The sequence below is a fragment of the Gordonia sp. ALPHA1B1 genome (assembly GCF_005502615.1).
In the GTDB taxonomy this organism is placed as follows: domain Bacteria; phylum Actinomycetota; class Actinomycetes; order Mycobacteriales; family Mycobacteriaceae; genus Gordonia; species Gordonia hongkongensis.
On the sequence record NZ_SCOC01000004.1, the window covers coordinates 149,992 to 165,051 of the forward strand.

The 15,060-nt window shown below is 68.6% G+C and carries 12 protein-coding genes; all 12 read right to left on the reverse strand.

Features of this window, described 5'->3' with window-relative positions:
- Window positions 1–40 precede the first annotated feature (40 nt).
- The 12 genes from FFS52_RS04140 to FFS52_RS04195 all read right to left on the reverse strand — a co-directional run bounded on the left by FFS52_RS04140 (window position 41) and on the right by FFS52_RS04195 (window position 15,058).
- Window positions 41–946, reverse strand: coding sequence for a TauD/TfdA family dioxygenase (locus FFS52_RS04140; protein WP_137808924.1), 906 nt, complete (start codon window positions 944–946; stop codon window positions 41–43).
- Between the two features lie 334 nt (window positions 947–1,280).
- Complete coding sequence (locus tag FFS52_RS04145) at window positions 1,281–2,123, reverse strand: ABC transporter ATP-binding protein (RefSeq protein WP_137808925.1); 843 nt, start codon at window positions 2,121–2,123, stop codon at window positions 1,281–1,283.
- Window positions 2,104–3,171: an ABC transporter substrate-binding protein gene (locus tag FFS52_RS04150; protein ID WP_137808926.1), complete on the reverse strand. Its 1,068-nt coding sequence runs from the start codon at window positions 3,169–3,171 to the stop codon at window positions 2,104–2,106. The genes FFS52_RS04145 and FFS52_RS04150 overlap by 20 nt, the downstream gene beginning before the upstream one ends.
- 5 nt (window positions 3,172–3,176) lie before the next feature.
- A complete protein-coding gene (locus tag FFS52_RS04155) occupies window positions 3,177–4,043 on the reverse strand; it encodes an ABC transporter permease (RefSeq protein ID WP_137808927.1) in 867 nt (288 codons plus the stop codon).
- 236 nt (window positions 4,044–4,279) lie between these two features.
- Window positions 4,280–5,023: a sulfite exporter TauE/SafE family protein gene (locus FFS52_RS04160; protein ID WP_137808928.1), complete on the reverse strand. Its 744-nt coding sequence runs from the start codon at window positions 5,021–5,023 to the stop codon at window positions 4,280–4,282.
- On the reverse strand, window positions 5,010–6,584 hold the full coding sequence (purH, locus tag FFS52_RS04165; protein ID WP_137808929.1) for a bifunctional phosphoribosylaminoimidazolecarboxamide formyltransferase/IMP cyclohydrolase: 1,575 nt from the start codon (window positions 6,582–6,584) through the stop codon (window positions 5,010–5,012). The genes FFS52_RS04160 and purH overlap by 14 nt, the downstream gene beginning before the upstream one ends.
- Window positions 6,581–7,204 carry a phosphoribosylglycinamide formyltransferase gene (purN, locus tag FFS52_RS04170; protein ID WP_137808930.1) on the reverse strand — a complete coding sequence of 208 codons (624 nt, stop codon included), beginning with the start codon at window positions 7,202–7,204 and terminating at the stop codon, window positions 6,581–6,583. Before purN ends, purH begins: the two co-directional genes overlap by 4 nt.
- Before the next feature lie 77 nt (window positions 7,205–7,281).
- Window positions 7,282–8,898: a DUF6350 family protein gene (locus tag FFS52_RS04175; RefSeq protein ID WP_171011547.1), complete on the reverse strand. Its 1,617-nt coding sequence runs from the start codon at window positions 8,896–8,898 to the stop codon at window positions 7,282–7,284.
- 200 nt (window positions 8,899–9,098) lie between these two features.
- Window positions 9,099–10,283 carry a DUF5336 domain-containing protein gene (locus tag FFS52_RS04180; RefSeq protein ID WP_068972642.1) on the reverse strand — a complete coding sequence of 395 codons (1,185 nt, stop codon included), beginning with the start codon at window positions 10,281–10,283 and terminating at the stop codon, window positions 9,099–9,101.
- Window positions 10,284–10,453: 170 nt separating this feature from the next.
- Window positions 10,454–12,448 (reverse strand): acetoacetate--CoA ligase, encoded by a 1,995-nt coding sequence (locus FFS52_RS04185; protein ID WP_137808932.1) that lies wholly within the window; start codon window positions 12,446–12,448, stop codon window positions 10,454–10,456.
- Window positions 12,445–14,088, reverse strand: a complete 1,644-nt coding sequence (locus FFS52_RS04190; protein WP_137808933.1) for an AMP-binding protein — start codon at window positions 14,086–14,088, stop codon at window positions 12,445–12,447. The genes FFS52_RS04185 and FFS52_RS04190 overlap by 4 nt, the downstream gene beginning before the upstream one ends.
- A 55-nt stretch (window positions 14,089–14,143) precedes the next feature.
- Window positions 14,144–15,058 carry a CoA ester lyase gene (locus FFS52_RS04195; RefSeq protein ID WP_058251675.1) on the reverse strand — a complete coding sequence of 305 codons (915 nt, stop codon included), beginning with the start codon at window positions 15,056–15,058 and terminating at the stop codon, window positions 14,144–14,146.
- Window positions 15,059–15,060: the final 2 nt, after the last annotated feature.

The following is a 15,060-nucleotide window of genomic DNA, read 5'->3' on the forward strand; positions in this document are numbered from 1 at the left end:
TGGCCGATGGTGGGAGTTCGGGATCGTCGGGAGGTTGCGGTCAGGCAGGTCCGATGGGCGCCTCGCCGCGCAGGGTGATCCGGTGCATCACCCGGCGGGCGTCGCCGTAGTCGCGGTTCGCGTAGTGCAGCGTGTTCCGGTTGTCCCAGAGGACGAGATCGCCGAGACGCCAACGGTGCCGGACGATGTGTTCGGGCTTGGTGAGGTGTGCGTAGAGCAGGTCGAGGATGCCGCGGCTCTCCGCCTCGGAGACGCCGTCGATGTGCGACGTGAAACCGGGATTGACGAACAACGACTTCCGGCCCGTCTCGGGATGGATGCGCACCACCGGGTGGGTGACCGGCACCAGCTCGGTGACCTCCTCACCGTCCCAGGTGTTGCCGCGGCCGTTGCGTCGTTGCTTGAGGTAGTAGCCGAATTCGCGGTTGCCGTCGTGTACCGCGCTGAGTCCGTCGATCATCCGCCGGACCGGTTCCGACAGCGACTGGTACGCGAGCTCGGCGTCCGCCCAGTTGGTGTCACCGCCGTTGCGCGGCAACACAACCGGACGCAGGATCGAGCCCATCGGCGGACGCGGCATGAAGGTGACATCGGTGTGCCACACGTCGGCGAAGCCGTTGTCGGCGCTGTCGAGCGAGTAGACCTCGCCGGGGACGTCGCCGCTGTTCCACACCGGATGCCCGAAGGTCAGGTCTCCCAGCCGGTTTCCAAACCGGATGTGCGCCTCGTCGTCGAGATGCTGATCGCGCAGGACGATGACCTTGTAATCGATCAGCGCCCGGCGCAACGCGGACACCTGGGCGTCGGTGGCGGATGCGACGTCGACGCCGCGGATCTCGGCACCGAAACTCGGGCCGAACTCGTCGATGTCGAATTCGACTCCGCCGGAGATGGTTCCGGCGTCAGGACGGTGCGTGGGGACGACGGGGTGAGAGGTGGTGGTCATGAGGATTGTTCTCCAGGTCGATGCAGGCGGGGGCCGGAGCGGGGTGCGCCGGCGGCGAACCGTGATGCGATCCGTCCGCCCAGTTCATCGAGTGGAGGGTGCCCTGGTGTGCGCTGATCGTGCCGAACGCGCCTCGCGTATTTCCGCTGGTTGAGCCGGCGAGGAGCGGAGCCGCCGGGCCGAGCAAGCGACGAAGGAGCGCGTCGAGGTCGACGAGCCGAGTCGAAGCCATTGCTGTGGCGGACGACGCTGGAAGGGAGGGCACCCCCACTTTCTAACCGGCCGCCGCGCCACCGGACAGGGTTGAGCCCACGCTGAGGAAAAGGCCGGCCGCTCATGCGACCGCGGCATCCGTCACCTCAGCATCTTTCACGGCGGCCTCCTTCACCGCGGCACCGATCTCGGCGCGCAGGGCGGCGTATTCGGGTGAACCGCGCAGTTCGTCGGGTTCGACGCCGGTGCGCGGCAACGTCGAGATGAGGTCCAGTGCGATCCGTCCCGGTCGCTTGGTGAGCACGATGATCCGACTCCCCAGGAACGCTGCCTCGTCGGCGCTGTGGGTGACGAAGACGTTGGTGCGTCCGCTGTCCGCGCTCACCGCCCGCACATCCTCCTGCAATCGTTCCCGAGTCAGGGCGTCCAGCGCCGCGAACGGCTCGTCGAGCAGCAACAACGGCGTATCGGCCGCCAGCGCACGGGCGATGGCCACCCGCTGCTGTTGCCCGCCGGAGATCTCCCAGATGCGCCGGCCGGCGGTGTCGTCCAGACCGACGCGTTCGAGGAGTTCGGCGCGGCGTGCCGCCCGTTCGGACTTGGGGACCTTCGCGTACTTCAGCGCGAGATCGACGTTGCCGCCCACCGTCTTCCACGGGAACAGGCGCGGTTGCTGGAAGACGACCCCGGAGGTCACCCCGGGCACCGGGGCGGCTCCAGACACCTCTACCCTCCCCGCCGTCGCGGGTTCGAACCCGGCGATGAGTCGCAGGAGGGTGGACTTGCCGCATCCGGAAGCACCCACCAGCACGAGGAACTCGCCCGGCGGGACGTCCAGGTCGACCGGGCCGACCGCGGTCACGGCGTCAGCACCTGTCCCGTACCTCTGGGACACGTTGTGCAGACGGATCGAGCCGCGGCGCCCCTCGGGTCGGTCCGGCGGACTACTGCTGTTCGAGGACACCCGGCAATCCCTCTGTGTAGATGGCCTCGCGGAAGGTCTCGATCGGCGGTGCGGCCGGGATCTGCTGCTGCTCGGCGAGGAACACCGCCGCGCTGTGCAGGTTCTCGGAGAGATTGCCCGGGTTGCCCTGGGTACCGAGCCACGTCGGACTGGTCAGCTCCGCGACGGTGAGGAAGGTGCCCTGCTTCAACTGGTTGGCCGCATCCTCCGGGGTCGTGCCCAGCTGCGCGGCGACGGCGTCGGCAGCGGCCTGCGGGTCGTCCTTGATGAGGGTGAGCGCGCGGGCCTGGACCTGCCGCCAGGTGTTCACGACCTCCGGGTTCGCCGTCGCGAACTCACTGGAGACCACACCGAGGTCGAGCGTGGGCTTGCCCGCGGTGGCCAACTGCCGGCTGGCGATGAGAGTCGTTCCGTCCTGGCGCAATTCGTCGAGCGTGGGCAACCAGGTGTAGACCGCGTCGCCGCGCTGCCAGGCCGCCAGCGAGGCCTGCGGCTGCAGATCGATCAGGTTCACGTCCTTCGGGTTCACGCCGGCCTGGTCCAGCGCGGCGAGCAGGCTGTAATGGGCGGTGGACGCGAACGCTGTCGCGACCCGCTTGCCCTTGAGATCGGCGACGGTCTCGATGCCGGTTCCGTTGCGCGCGACAAGGGCCTCGTTGTCGCCGGCGACGTCGAGCACGAAGGCCACCTGGTACGGGATGTTCAGCGGCGCGGACAGTCCGCGGGCCACCGGGCTGGACCCGATGGCGGTGAAGTCGACCTCTTTGGCGACGAACGCGGTGTTGATGTCGGCACCGGAGTCGAACTTGGTCCACTTGATGTTGTAGTCCGGCAGCGCTTCTTCGAACCACCCGTTGTTCTTGACGATCAGGTCGCCGCTCGGGAACGACTGGTAGGCAAGCCGGATCGTCGGCTTGCTGTCGTCCCCGGAGTTGTCGACCGAGCAACCGGCGAGCACCAACGCCACTGCGGCGATCATCCCGAGCACCGCGCCGAAGCGCGACCGGCGCACCCGGGACGAACCGGCCCCTTTGCGTGTGATTGTCATGTCTTTCAGGCCTTTCCGCGCCACGGCACCACTCGGTGCTCGATTGTTCGTAGGAGCCCGTCGATGATCAGTCCGGACAGACCGATGGCGATGATGCCGACCAGGACGACGGGGGTGTTGTTGTAGTTGCTGGCGTCCTTGACCACGCCACCGATTCCGGGAATGCCGTTGAAGAGCTCGGCAGCGACCACGGAGGAATACGCGATGCCGACCGAAAGCCGCACGCCGGTGAAGGTCTCGGGCAGCGCCGAGGGTACGACGACGTCGCGGATCACCTCGGATCGCGAGGCCCCGAGCGCGCGCGCCGCCTCGATGAGACTCACCGGCGCGGCACTGACGGCGGCGGTGGTCGCCACCGCCGCGGGCGGTAGCGCGGCCAATGCCAGCAGCGTGATCTTCGGCGCCTCGTCGATGCCGAGCCAGATGACCAACAGGAAGAAGTAGGCCAGCGGCGGTAGAGCGCGCAGGAACGTCAGCCACGGTTCGAGCAGGCGTCGGAACCACCCCACCGTTCCCATCGCCAGACCGAGCAGCACACCGAGGATCACGCTGATCGCCACACCTGCGAAGACCCGGCGTAGCGTCATGTACAGGTGTTCCCACCAGTAATAGTCGGCATAGCCGCGGATTCCGTCGTGCGTCGTGGACATGTCGACGAAGGCCTGCCACACGGTGCCGAGGCGCGGCACGAAGGTCTGACTCCAGATCCCGCTGACGGCGACGACCTGCCACACCGCGGCGAACAGCACCACCGAGAGCAGCGGGAGCCCCACCCGGGTCAACAGCGATCGCGCGCGAGACGAACCGCCGGGCGACGTGCGCTCCGCCCCACCACCCGCTTCGTCCGGGGTGATGTCCACAAACAAGGTCACCGTGCATGTCTAGACATCGCGAACCCCGGCGACCAGGGTTTTCTTCTCCGAGAGGAAAACTCCCGCCGGATGCATACGGATCCGGCGCGATGTGCTTGTGGCGTGGGGTTTCTCCGGTCGGGCACTGCTCGGTGGTCTCCCGCCCGCAGATGTAGTGTGTCGTTGCGCTGGGCGCAACGATGTGCGACATCTGCCGCGGGCACACCTACGACAACCGCCTGCTCATCACGCCGACGTCAGCTGACCGCGAGCCACGCCGCGAGCCCGAGCCCGCACACCCCGACCACGATCCGGAGCGGCCCGGGCGGCAGCCGTTTCACGACAGGCGGGCCGCACCACCCGCCGGCAAGACAGCCGACGGCCATGGCGAGCGCCGCCCACCAGTCGACGGGACCCCAGATCATGAAACCGATGGCGGCGATCGTGTTGGCGATGCCGAGGAACAACGACTTGGACAACGCTGCGCGCCACAGTGGTTCGCTGGTCACCACGAGCATCAGGGCGAGGATCATGATGCCGGCGCCCGCCCCGAAGTACCCGCCGTACACCGAGATCAGCGTCAGGCCCAGGATGAACACCCAGGGACGCTCGACGTGCGAGGTGGCCCACCGCCGCAGAACCGGTTGCGCCAGCAGGGCGATCGCGGCGATCGCCACCAGGAACGGCACGACGGCCTCGAACGCCTCGGCCGGCGTCGACAGCAACAGCACCGCCCCGACCGTGCCGCCGACGAGCGAGGCGATCGCGCCGATGATCAGCCGCCTGCGGTCACCGTCGAGGAGGGAGCGTCCCGACTGTGCGGTACTGCCAACCCCGACGGCGACCAGCGCGACCGTGTTCGTGACATTGGCCGCGATCGGACTGAGTCCGACCGCGAGCAGTGCGGGATAGCTGACGATCGACGCCAGCCCGGTGATGTAGCCGATCAGGCCGGCGCCGAAACCGGCGACGACCAGTAGAGCGAGATCAGTGAGCGAAATGACGCGCCCCGGTGAGGTAGAGCGTCACGCCCGCCTCGTCGGCCGCCTCGATCACCTCGTTGTCGCGAATCGAACCGCCCGGCTGCGCAACGGCTTTCACCCCGGCCGACAGCAGTACCTGCAGTCCGTCCGGGAAGGGGAAGAACGCGTCCGACGCCCCGACGCTCCCCGCCGCCCGGTCACCGGCGCGTTGCACGGCCAGGTGCGCGGAGTCGACGCGATTGACCTGGCCCATACCGACGCCGACCGACGCACCGTCGGACGCCAGCAGGATGGCGTTGGACTTGACCGAACGGCACGCACGCCAGGCGAACTCGAGGTCGGCAAGGGTCTGGTTGTCGGCCGGCGGACCCGCCACGAGGTTCCAGTTGGCCGGATTGTCGCCGTCGGCGTCGAGGACGTCGCGCTGCTGCATCAGCAGTCCGCCCGACACCGGCTTCGTCTCGATCCCGGTCGCCGCCGGCGGGGTGGCCACCAGGACGCGGATGTTCTTCTTACGGGTCAGCACCGAGAGCGCACCGTCGGCGAAGCCGGGCGCGACGATCACCTCGGTGAAGATCTCGGCGACCTGCTCGGCCATCGCCACGGTGATCTCACGATTCGCCGCGATCACGCCGCCGTAGGCGCTGACCGGATCGCACGCGTGCGCCTTGCGATGCGCCTCCGCGATGTCGGCGCCGATGGCGATGCCACACGGGTTGGCGTGCTTGATGATCGCGACCGCCGGGGCATCGAAGTCGTAGGCGGCGCGCCACGCGGCATCGGCGTCGGTGTAGTTGTTGTAGCTCATCTCCTTGCCGTGGAGTTGCTCGGCGGTCGCAATCCCGCCGGCCCCGGCGTTACCGACATACAGTGCGGCCGGCTGGTGCGGGTTCTCGCCGTAACGCAGCACCGCGGAGCGGGTCCAGGTCGCACCGGCCCACGCCGGGAACTGCGACTCGTCCTCGGGCGCAACCACACTCGACATCCACGACGCGACCGCGACGTCATAGTCCGCGGTGTGCCGGAAAGCCTTTGCCGCAAGCTTCTTCCGGTCGACGAGCGAGAACCCGTCGGCCGTGAGGGCCTCGGTCACCAGCGAGTAGTCATAGGGATCGACCACGACGGCGACCGACGGGTGGTTCTTCGCGGCCCCACGCACCATCGACGGGCCGCCGATGTCGATTTGCTCGATGCACTCGTCCGGAGTCGCACCGGACGCCACCGTTTCGGTGAACGGATAGAGATTGACGACGACGAGATCGAATGCGGCGACGCCCAGTTCGTCGAGCTGAGCCACATGATCGGACTTACGGGTATCGGCGAGGATGCCCGCGTGCACCTTGGGGTGCAGGGTCTTGACGCGGCCGTCGAGGCACTCGGGGAAGCCCGTCAGCGTGGACACCTCCACGACCGGCACGCCCGCGCCGGCGATGGTCTTCGCGGTGGACCCGGTGGACACGATCTCCACTCCGGCAGCATGCAGTGCCGTCGCGAGATCGGCGAGACCGCTCTTGTCGTAGACACTCACCAGCGCGCGCCGAATCGGTCGGCGAGAGCTGTCAGAGCTGGGTGCGTTCACGGGATGCGGGCCTTTCGTCCATCGATGACTACTCCTCTGGTGACCAGTGCGGTCACCACGTCGGCGAGCAACACGCGCTCGACCGTCTTGATTCGCTCGTGCAGGGTGTCGGCGGTGTCGTCGTCGACGACGCCGACCACCTGTTGCGCCAGAATCGGGCCGGTGTCCACGCCCTCGTCGACAAGATGGACCGTCGCGCCGGTGACCTTGACGCCGTAGTCGAGCGCCTCGGCGACCCCGTGGGCGCCCGGAAACGCGGGTAGCAGCGCTGGATGACTGTTGACGACGCGACCGCCGAACCGGCCGAGAAAAGCCGGGCCGAGGATCTTCATGAAACCGGCGGTCACCACCCACTCCGGCTCGATCGCGGCGACCTCGTCGGTGAGCGCACGATCCCACGTCGCACGGTCGGCGTGGTCGGCGACACGGCAGGTGATGAGCGGGATGTCGTGGTGCTGCGCGACCTCCTGCGCCCGGCACGCGCGGTCGACGACGATCGCCGCGACCCGGAACGGGGCATCCCGGTCACCGGCGCGCGCGATCAGCGACTCCAGCAGCGAACCGGTGCCCGACGCCATCACCACCAGCGGGGTGCGACCAGGTGCCGTCGGGGATGTCACGTCGTCGAGACTAATCGCCGCACGTTGGGCCGCCCGCGCCGGGTGGCGCCGCCGGGGCGCGCCCGGGAAGCGCGCTGTCAGCGTTGCCGCGAGGTCCCGTGCGAACCGGGATGGAGGTCGTGATCCACGTCGACGGCGAGGTCCGCCACGTCGAGATCATCGTCGTACACGCGGTTCTTCACCGGCGCGCGCCCGGATGCGGTGTCGAGATCGGAGTCGTCCGGGTCCGACCCGGCGACGTACTCCGCGTCGTCGTCCGCGAGGTCAGCGTCCCCGAAAACACCGTCGTCGAACTCGCCGTCGTCGTACTCCGCATCCTCGTACTCGCCGTCCTCGAATTCGTCGTCCTCGACCTCGGAGTACTCGGCGTACTCGTCGTCCTCGTCCAGATCGGTGACGATGACGTATTCGTCCTCGTAACCGAGGTCGAGTGGATCCTCGAAGTACTCATCGCCGACAGCGAGACGTGCCGCTCGGGTCGACGGCAGGAAGGCGTAGACGAGCACGATGAGCAGGCCGACGACCGCGATCCAACCCAGCGTGAAGACCCCGGCCGCCGACACCGTCACGACGACCTCGCCGAACTCACCCAGCGTTCCACCCGCCGAGACGGTGAGAACGGCGACCACCGAAGCCGCGACCGCCGCGGCGACACCCACCGAACGCACGTGGGCCATGGGATCGAGGTCGCGGCATCGCCAGCCGACGAACGCGGCGACCCCGGCCGGCACGAGCAGTCCGGCGAATCCCCATGCCCCGGCACCCGGCCCGTCGGGAAGGACCGCGAGAACCGGGACGGGCGGGACGGCGTCACCGCGGACCGTGAACAGGTCGACGGTAGTCGCACCGATCTGGACGTCGGAACCCACGAGCACCGCCATCGCGGCGACCATCACGTTCGGGAGGTAGAGCATCGACAGCAGGGTGAGTCCCAGGAACCCGTCGAAGTCGTAACCGGTCTCGATCAGTTCACCGATCTGCCCGTGCCTCATCAACATGCGCAGACACACCAGCACGGCTCCGGTGACCAGTAGCAGCAGAGCCGCCACCAGCCCGTACCGGAAACCGCGACGATCGGCGTGGGTCACGCCCCCGCGGACGGCGAAGTCGCGTCGTCGGCTCCACACGACACCGGCGACCGCCGCACCGCCGTGTACGCCGAGGGTGTCGAGGAACGCGAGCAGCGCGTTGGGCGTCTGCACCGGCAGGACCGACCCGCCGTCCATGACGACCGCCAGGGACATCGCGGTGATGAGAACGGGACCGATCACCGCCGAGAACACGACGGCGCCGAGGTCGAACAGGTCGTGCCGATCGCGTTCGTTCGAGTTCGTGCCACCGGCGACGGCCCGGGCCGTCAGCCAGGCCGTGCCGGCGGCGACCGCCAGCGTCGGCAACAGCGGCAGCACACCTACGGTGACCCCGCTGATCGTGACCGGCACCTGGTGGACGGCCAGCCAGCCCGAGGCGATCGCACTCGGCAGTCCGGTCAGGCCGCTGCCGGCCAGCAGCAGCACCGAGAGCATCACGACGATCAGCGTCACCAGCGCTATCGCGGGAACGGTGAACGCGACAACCGCGAGCTGCCGGGCCGAGCCCTCGGCCGCCGTGCGCTGCGCACGACGTGATCGCCGCAGGTTACGCAGCTGCGACGCCAGATTGTCCGTGGTCGGGTCCGACTTGAGGGAGGGCATCGTCATGAGCCTGACACGGTCCCGGCCGAGGCCGTCGTAGACGCGCCGAGCGGGCTGCGAAAGGGAGTCAGCTCACCGTGTGGCTTCGACTCGGCTCGTCGCTGCGCTCCTCACCGGCTCAACCAGCGGGGGCCGGCTTGGCCGACGGCGAAACACAGAGCCCCGTCGACCGATGGTCGACGGGGCACTGTGGGGTTCTGTCAGTTGCCGCTGCCGGTGGGCGGTTCCGGCTTCTGGAAGACCGTGGTCGAGTGGTCTCCGGCCGGGGTGTCGGTGCCCGAGGGGCCAGCGGATCCACCGGGCGCGGCCGGGGATGCGCCCGAGGCGCCGGCCGCGTACTGGCCGGGTCGGTAGTCCCCGTAGCCCGACTCGCCGTGACCGGAGGCCGATGCCGACGATTCGCTCGCACCGCCGGAGTAACCGCTCTGACCGGCGGTCGACGCGCCCGACGACTGCGAGTAGGCCGACGGGTCGTAGTTCGCCGACGACTGCTGGCCGTATTGAGCCTGCGCGCTGCCGGTGCCGTAGGCGGTGGTCTGCGCGTCGCCGTAGCCACCGGTCTGCTGGTGAGCGCCGGTGTCGGACTGCGCGGCCGACGAGCCGGGGGCCACCGCTGCGGTTGCCGAGCCCACCGCGGGCGCCACCTTGATGACGCCGGCGTCGACGAGCAACCACACGACTGCGAGGACCGCGGACAGGAGGGTGAAGATCAGCAGCACGATCGCCCCGGCACCGTTGTCGTCGATGTTGAGGAACTGGAACAGCGTGATCAGGAACGAGGTGATCGCCAGCGACGCCACGATCGGCGCCGCAGGCACCTTGATGCCCGGGATCAGCGAGATGAGCGCCAGGATTCCGGCAACGCTGATCAGCGTGTACGGCGCGTTGTACTGGGTCTGGAACAGCTTGAGCGCGAAGTCATAGGTCTCGGCGGCGGACAGGAACCCGCTGAAGAGGACGATGAGGCCGAAGGCGCCGATCGCGGCGGCGAGGAGAACCGGGGTGATGGCCGGCAGTCCCTGACTCGGCGCCTTGGTCGGCTGCGGGGAGTATCCGTACTGACCGTAGCCCTGCTGGCCCTGCTGGTCCTGGCCGTATCCGGGTTGGCCGTACCCCTGCTGGCCATATCCCTGCGCGGGGCTCTGGCCGTAACCCGGCTGCCCCTGGCCGTAGGACTGTCCGCTCTGACCGTACCGCTGACCCCCGTACTGCTGACCCCCGTACTGCTGGGCCTGACCGTACTGGTCCGAGCCGGGCGCGGGGCTCGCCTGCGGACCCGTGTTGTGCGCGCCGGACTGGGGATATCCGGATTGATTGCCGTACTGGCCGTAGGACTGGCCGGACTCGGGCTGCTGCTGCCCGTAGCCGCCGGGTGGGTAGGTCATGACGATCTCCTGGTCGGGTCGGTCGGTCAGGATCAGCGGGTCGCGTCGAGGTGACGGCGTCCGGCCGTCGCCCCCCACGAGCGCAGAACTATCGACCACGCTAGTACACATACCCGCCGGGTCCGATGACCCTTGCACATCGGGGTCGCCCCGCCGGGCCAGAATCCCGCTCACCAGCGATGCGCGCGCCCTTGCTCGGCGTACCAGTTGATCAGCGCGTAGTCGTCGACCGCCTTGGGGTCGATGTTGACCTCGGAACGGCCCGCCAGAATCGCGGTGACCGGAACCTCGAGCTTCTTTCCGGTCCGGGTGTGCGGAATCCCGGGGGCCTCGATGACCTCGTCGGGCACATGGCGTTTGGAGAGGCGGTCGCGGACCGCGCCCGCGATCCGGCCGATCAGCGCGTCGTCGAGCGTCGCGCCGGGGACCAGGGTGACGAACAGCGGCATCCAATAGGCGCCGTCCGGTCCGTCGACACCGAGCACGAAGGCCTCGGCGATCTCGTCGAGCGCTTCGACGACCTCGTAGATGTCGGCCGATCCCATCCGGATCCCGTGGCGGTTCAACGTTGCGTCGCTGCGGCCGTGGATCACGAGCGACCCGCGTTCGGTCACCGTCACCCAGTCGCCGTGCCGCCAGACCGGCCTCTCCGGATTCGACGCACCGCCCTCCCATTCGTGGGCGAAATAAGCCGCGCGGTAGCGCGCACCGTCGGGATCGTCCCAGAAGCTCACGGGCATCGACGGCATCGGCGCGGTGACGACGAGTTCACCCACCTCCCCCACCAGCGGGCGGGCATCGGGCGACCAACTCTCCAGTGCCACACCGAGGTAGCGCACCGACAGCTCCCCCGGGACGACCGGTACACCGGTGGAGCCGCCGGCGAATGCGGACACGATGTCGGTGCCGCCGCTGATCGACGAGATGGGCAACCCGGACCCGACGTGGTCGTCGACCCAGGTGAAAAGATCTGCGGCGAGCGATGATCCGGTACTCCCGAGAGTGCGCAACCGACCGAGGTCGTGCCGGCGACCCGGTTCCAGACCCGCCTTCCGCGAGGCCTGCAGCTGACCGGGACTCGTGCCGAAGTAGGTGACGTGCTCGTCGTCGACGACCTGCCACAGGCGGTCGGCGTCCGGGTACAGGGGCGAGCCGCTGTAACAGACGATCCGCGAACCGCAGAGAAGTCCGGCGACCTGATAGTTCCACATCATCCAGCTGAGGGCCGTCTGCCAGAAGAACACGTCGTCTGCCGACAGATCGCCGTGCAGCGCACCGGCTTTCAGGTGCTCCAGCAGGACTCCCCCGTGTCCGTGCACGATGCCCTTGGGGCGTCCGGTGGTGCCAGAACTGAACAGCACCCAGAGCGGATGGTCGAAGGGCACCTTGACGGGGTGGAAATCGCCGGGGTCGCTGGTGACGGCATCGACATAGTCGAGGGCCGACGAGGACTCCGCGGTCGCGCCGATCGTGATGTGCGCGAACAGTTCCGGCAGTAGCCCGGCGAGCTCGGCGCTGTCGGCGCGCTTGTCGACGACCTTGCCGTTGTAGCGATATCCGGCGGCGGTGAACAGGACCTTGGGTGCGAGTTGGCCTAGTCGACCGGCTGCCCCCTGCGGGGCATAGTCCTGTCCACATCCGGTCCAGATCGCGCCCAGGGATGCGGTGGCCAGGAAGGCGATGACGGCCTCCGGGATGTCGGGGAGGTAGGCGGCCACCACGTCCCCCGACCCCACTCCGCGCGCACGCAGGGTCGCGGCCAGGCCCGCGACCTGCGCCGGCAGTTCCGCCCACGCGATCTCGGAACGGTCACCGGCCTCGTCGATGCCCACGATCGCGGCGCCGGGCAGGGCGGCGTGCCGCAGGATCTGATCGACGTAGTTCAGCCGCATCCCGGGGAACCAGACCGCACCGGGCATCCGGTCGTCGGCGAGCACCGCCTCGTCCCCGGGCCCGAGCGGTTCCGCGGCGAGGGCGTCGAGGTCGAAGAATTCCCATACGGCACGCCAGAACCGGGCCGGGTGTTCCACCGACCACGACCACAGATCGCCGTAATAGTCTGTGTCGGTCTCGAACCGCCCGGTCTCGAAACGCTCGGCGACGAAGCGGCCGAACCGGTCCATCAGGGTGCTCGTGACCCGCTCCGCAGTCCTCGACGTGGTCATCGCAACTGCTCGAGGATCGAGACCGCCTCGTCGCGCATCGCCACCTTGCGGACCTTCCCGGTGACGGTCATCGGGAACTCTTCGACCACATGGACGTACCGCGGGATCTTGTGTCGCGCGATCTTGCCGGTCGCGAACTCGCGCAGGTCGTCGGCGGTGAACTCGGTGGCGGTGTCGCGCAACCGCACCCAGGCCATCAGCTCCTCGCCGTATTTCACGTCGGGTACCCCGATCACCTGGGCGTCGAGGATGTCGGGATGGGTGTAGAGGAACTCCTCGATCTCGCGCGGGTAGATGTTCTCCCCGCCGCGGATCACCATGTCCTTGATGCGCCCGGTGATCCGGACGTAACCGTTCTCGTCCATGTCGGCGAGGTCGCCGGTGTGCATCCAGCCGTCGGCGTCGATGGCCTCGGCCGTCTTCTCCGGGTCGTTCCAGTAACCGGTCATCACTGAGTAACCGCGCGTACACAATTCGCCCGTCTCGCCGCGCGCCGAGGTCTCCCCGGTTCCGGGATCGACGACCTTGATCTCCAGATGTGGGCCGACCCGCCCGACGGTGGTCACGCGCAACTCGAGGGGATCGTCGACCCGCGTCTGCGTCGACACCGGCGACGTCTCGGTCATGCCGTAACAGATCGACACCTCACGCATGTGCATGCGGTCGACGACCTGCCGCATGACGTACTCGGGGCACGGCGACCCCGCCATGATGCCGGTGCGCAGGCTCGACAGGTCGATGTCGCGCCCGTCGTCGAGCAGGCCGAGTTCGGCGATGAACATGGTGGGCACGCCGTAGAGGCTGGTGCAGCGGTACTCCGCGACCGCCTCGAGGGTGGCCCGCGGGTCGAAGGCCGGCGCCGGAATCACCATCGCCGCGCCGTGACTCGTCGCCGCGAGGTTACCCATCACCATGCCGAAGCAGTGGTAGAAGGGCACGGGTAGGCAGATCCGGTCGTCGGCGGTGTAGTTCAGCAGTTCGCCGACGAGGTACCCGTTGTTCCCGATGTTCCGGTGCGACAGCGTCGCACCCTTCGGGAAACCCGTTGTACCCGAGGTGTACTGGATGTTGATCGGGTCGTCGGGTGAGAGCGACGCAGCGATCTCGTCGACGCGTGTGAGCTCGTCGGCGCTCGGCTCGACACACAGCGCATCCCAGCCGGGGGATTCGAACAGGACCACTTCGCGCAGCTCCGGGCACTGTGGCCGGGCCTGGTCGAGCATCGTCGAATAGGCCGAGTCCTTGAAGCTCTCGGCGGCCAGGACGACGCTCGTCCCGGACTGCTGCAGCGCGTACTCGATCTCGTTCTGCCGGTACGCGGGATTGAGATTGACCAGCACGGCGCCGATCTCGGCCGCGGCGTACTGGGTCAACACCCATTCGAACCGGTTCGGCGACCACAGCCCGACGCGGTCGCCGACCGACACGCCGAGTCGTAGCAGTCCGGCCGCGAGCGCGCGTACGTCACGGTGGAACTCGGTGTATCGCCATTCCCGCCGTGCGGCGGCGTCGATCAACGCGGTTCGCTCGCCGTGGTCCGCGACGGTTCGAGCCAGGGTGGCTCCGATGGTCTCGGTGAGCAGTGCCGGTGTCTCCTCACCGCGCGTGTGTGCAGGCTTCGGGTGCGCCTCGGTGCTCATGTTCTCGCTCCGGTCTGTTCTCGGGGGGTGGATGCCCGGATGGTCGGGGGCTTCGTCAGTTCTCGGGGGCGGGATCGGTACGCGTACCGCTCACACGGGACAGGACGACCTCCGCCTGGCGCAGGACCGGCCCGTCGATCATCTGACCGTCGAGGCTGAACACCCCGCCCGCGTGTTCGGCCGCACCGTCGAGGACCTTGCGCGCCCACTCGACCGCCTCGTCCGACGGGCGGTAACCGTTCCGGATGTGATCGACCTGGGACGGATGGATGCATGCGGTCGCGGTGTAACCCAGGGCCACCGCGTCGCGGACCTCGGCGACGAGTCCGTCGACGTCGGAGATGTCGAGGTGCACCGAGTCGACGGCGAACTTCCCGTACGCGGCGGCCGCGATGCGGACCATCGACCGGACCCAACTCGCGACGTCCCGGTACTCACCCGGCCGGGCTTCACCCGGACCGAACCGGCTCGACGTGCCGCCGAGGCCCGCGACGAGATCCTCTGCCCCCCACATCAGTCCGATGCAGTTGGAGGTGGCGGCGATGTCGCGGGCGCGGGTCGCGCCGAGCGGCGTCTCGATCAGTGCGATCGTCTGGAACGCGGTGTCCAGGATCGAGGACACGTCCTCGGCCTTGGCCTGCATCACCACCCGGTAGTTCGTCTCCGAGACGGCGGCGAGATCGCGCCGGTAGTCGCCGGTACCGGCCGGGTTGATCCGCACGATGGTGCGGTCCGGATCGACCGGATTGGCGACGAGAGCCTCCCGGGCTGCGGCGCGGTTCGTCGGCGACACCGCGTCCTCGAGGTCGAGGATGACGACGTCGGCCCGGTCGAGGGCCTTCTGGTATCGCTCGGGACGGTCCGCCGGGCAGAACAACATCGCCGGCCCGGGCGGCAGCCACGCGTTGGTGAGCTGCCCCGACAGTCCGGAACCCGCGACCGGGCCGCCGGGTGGGTCCTCGAAGAACATCG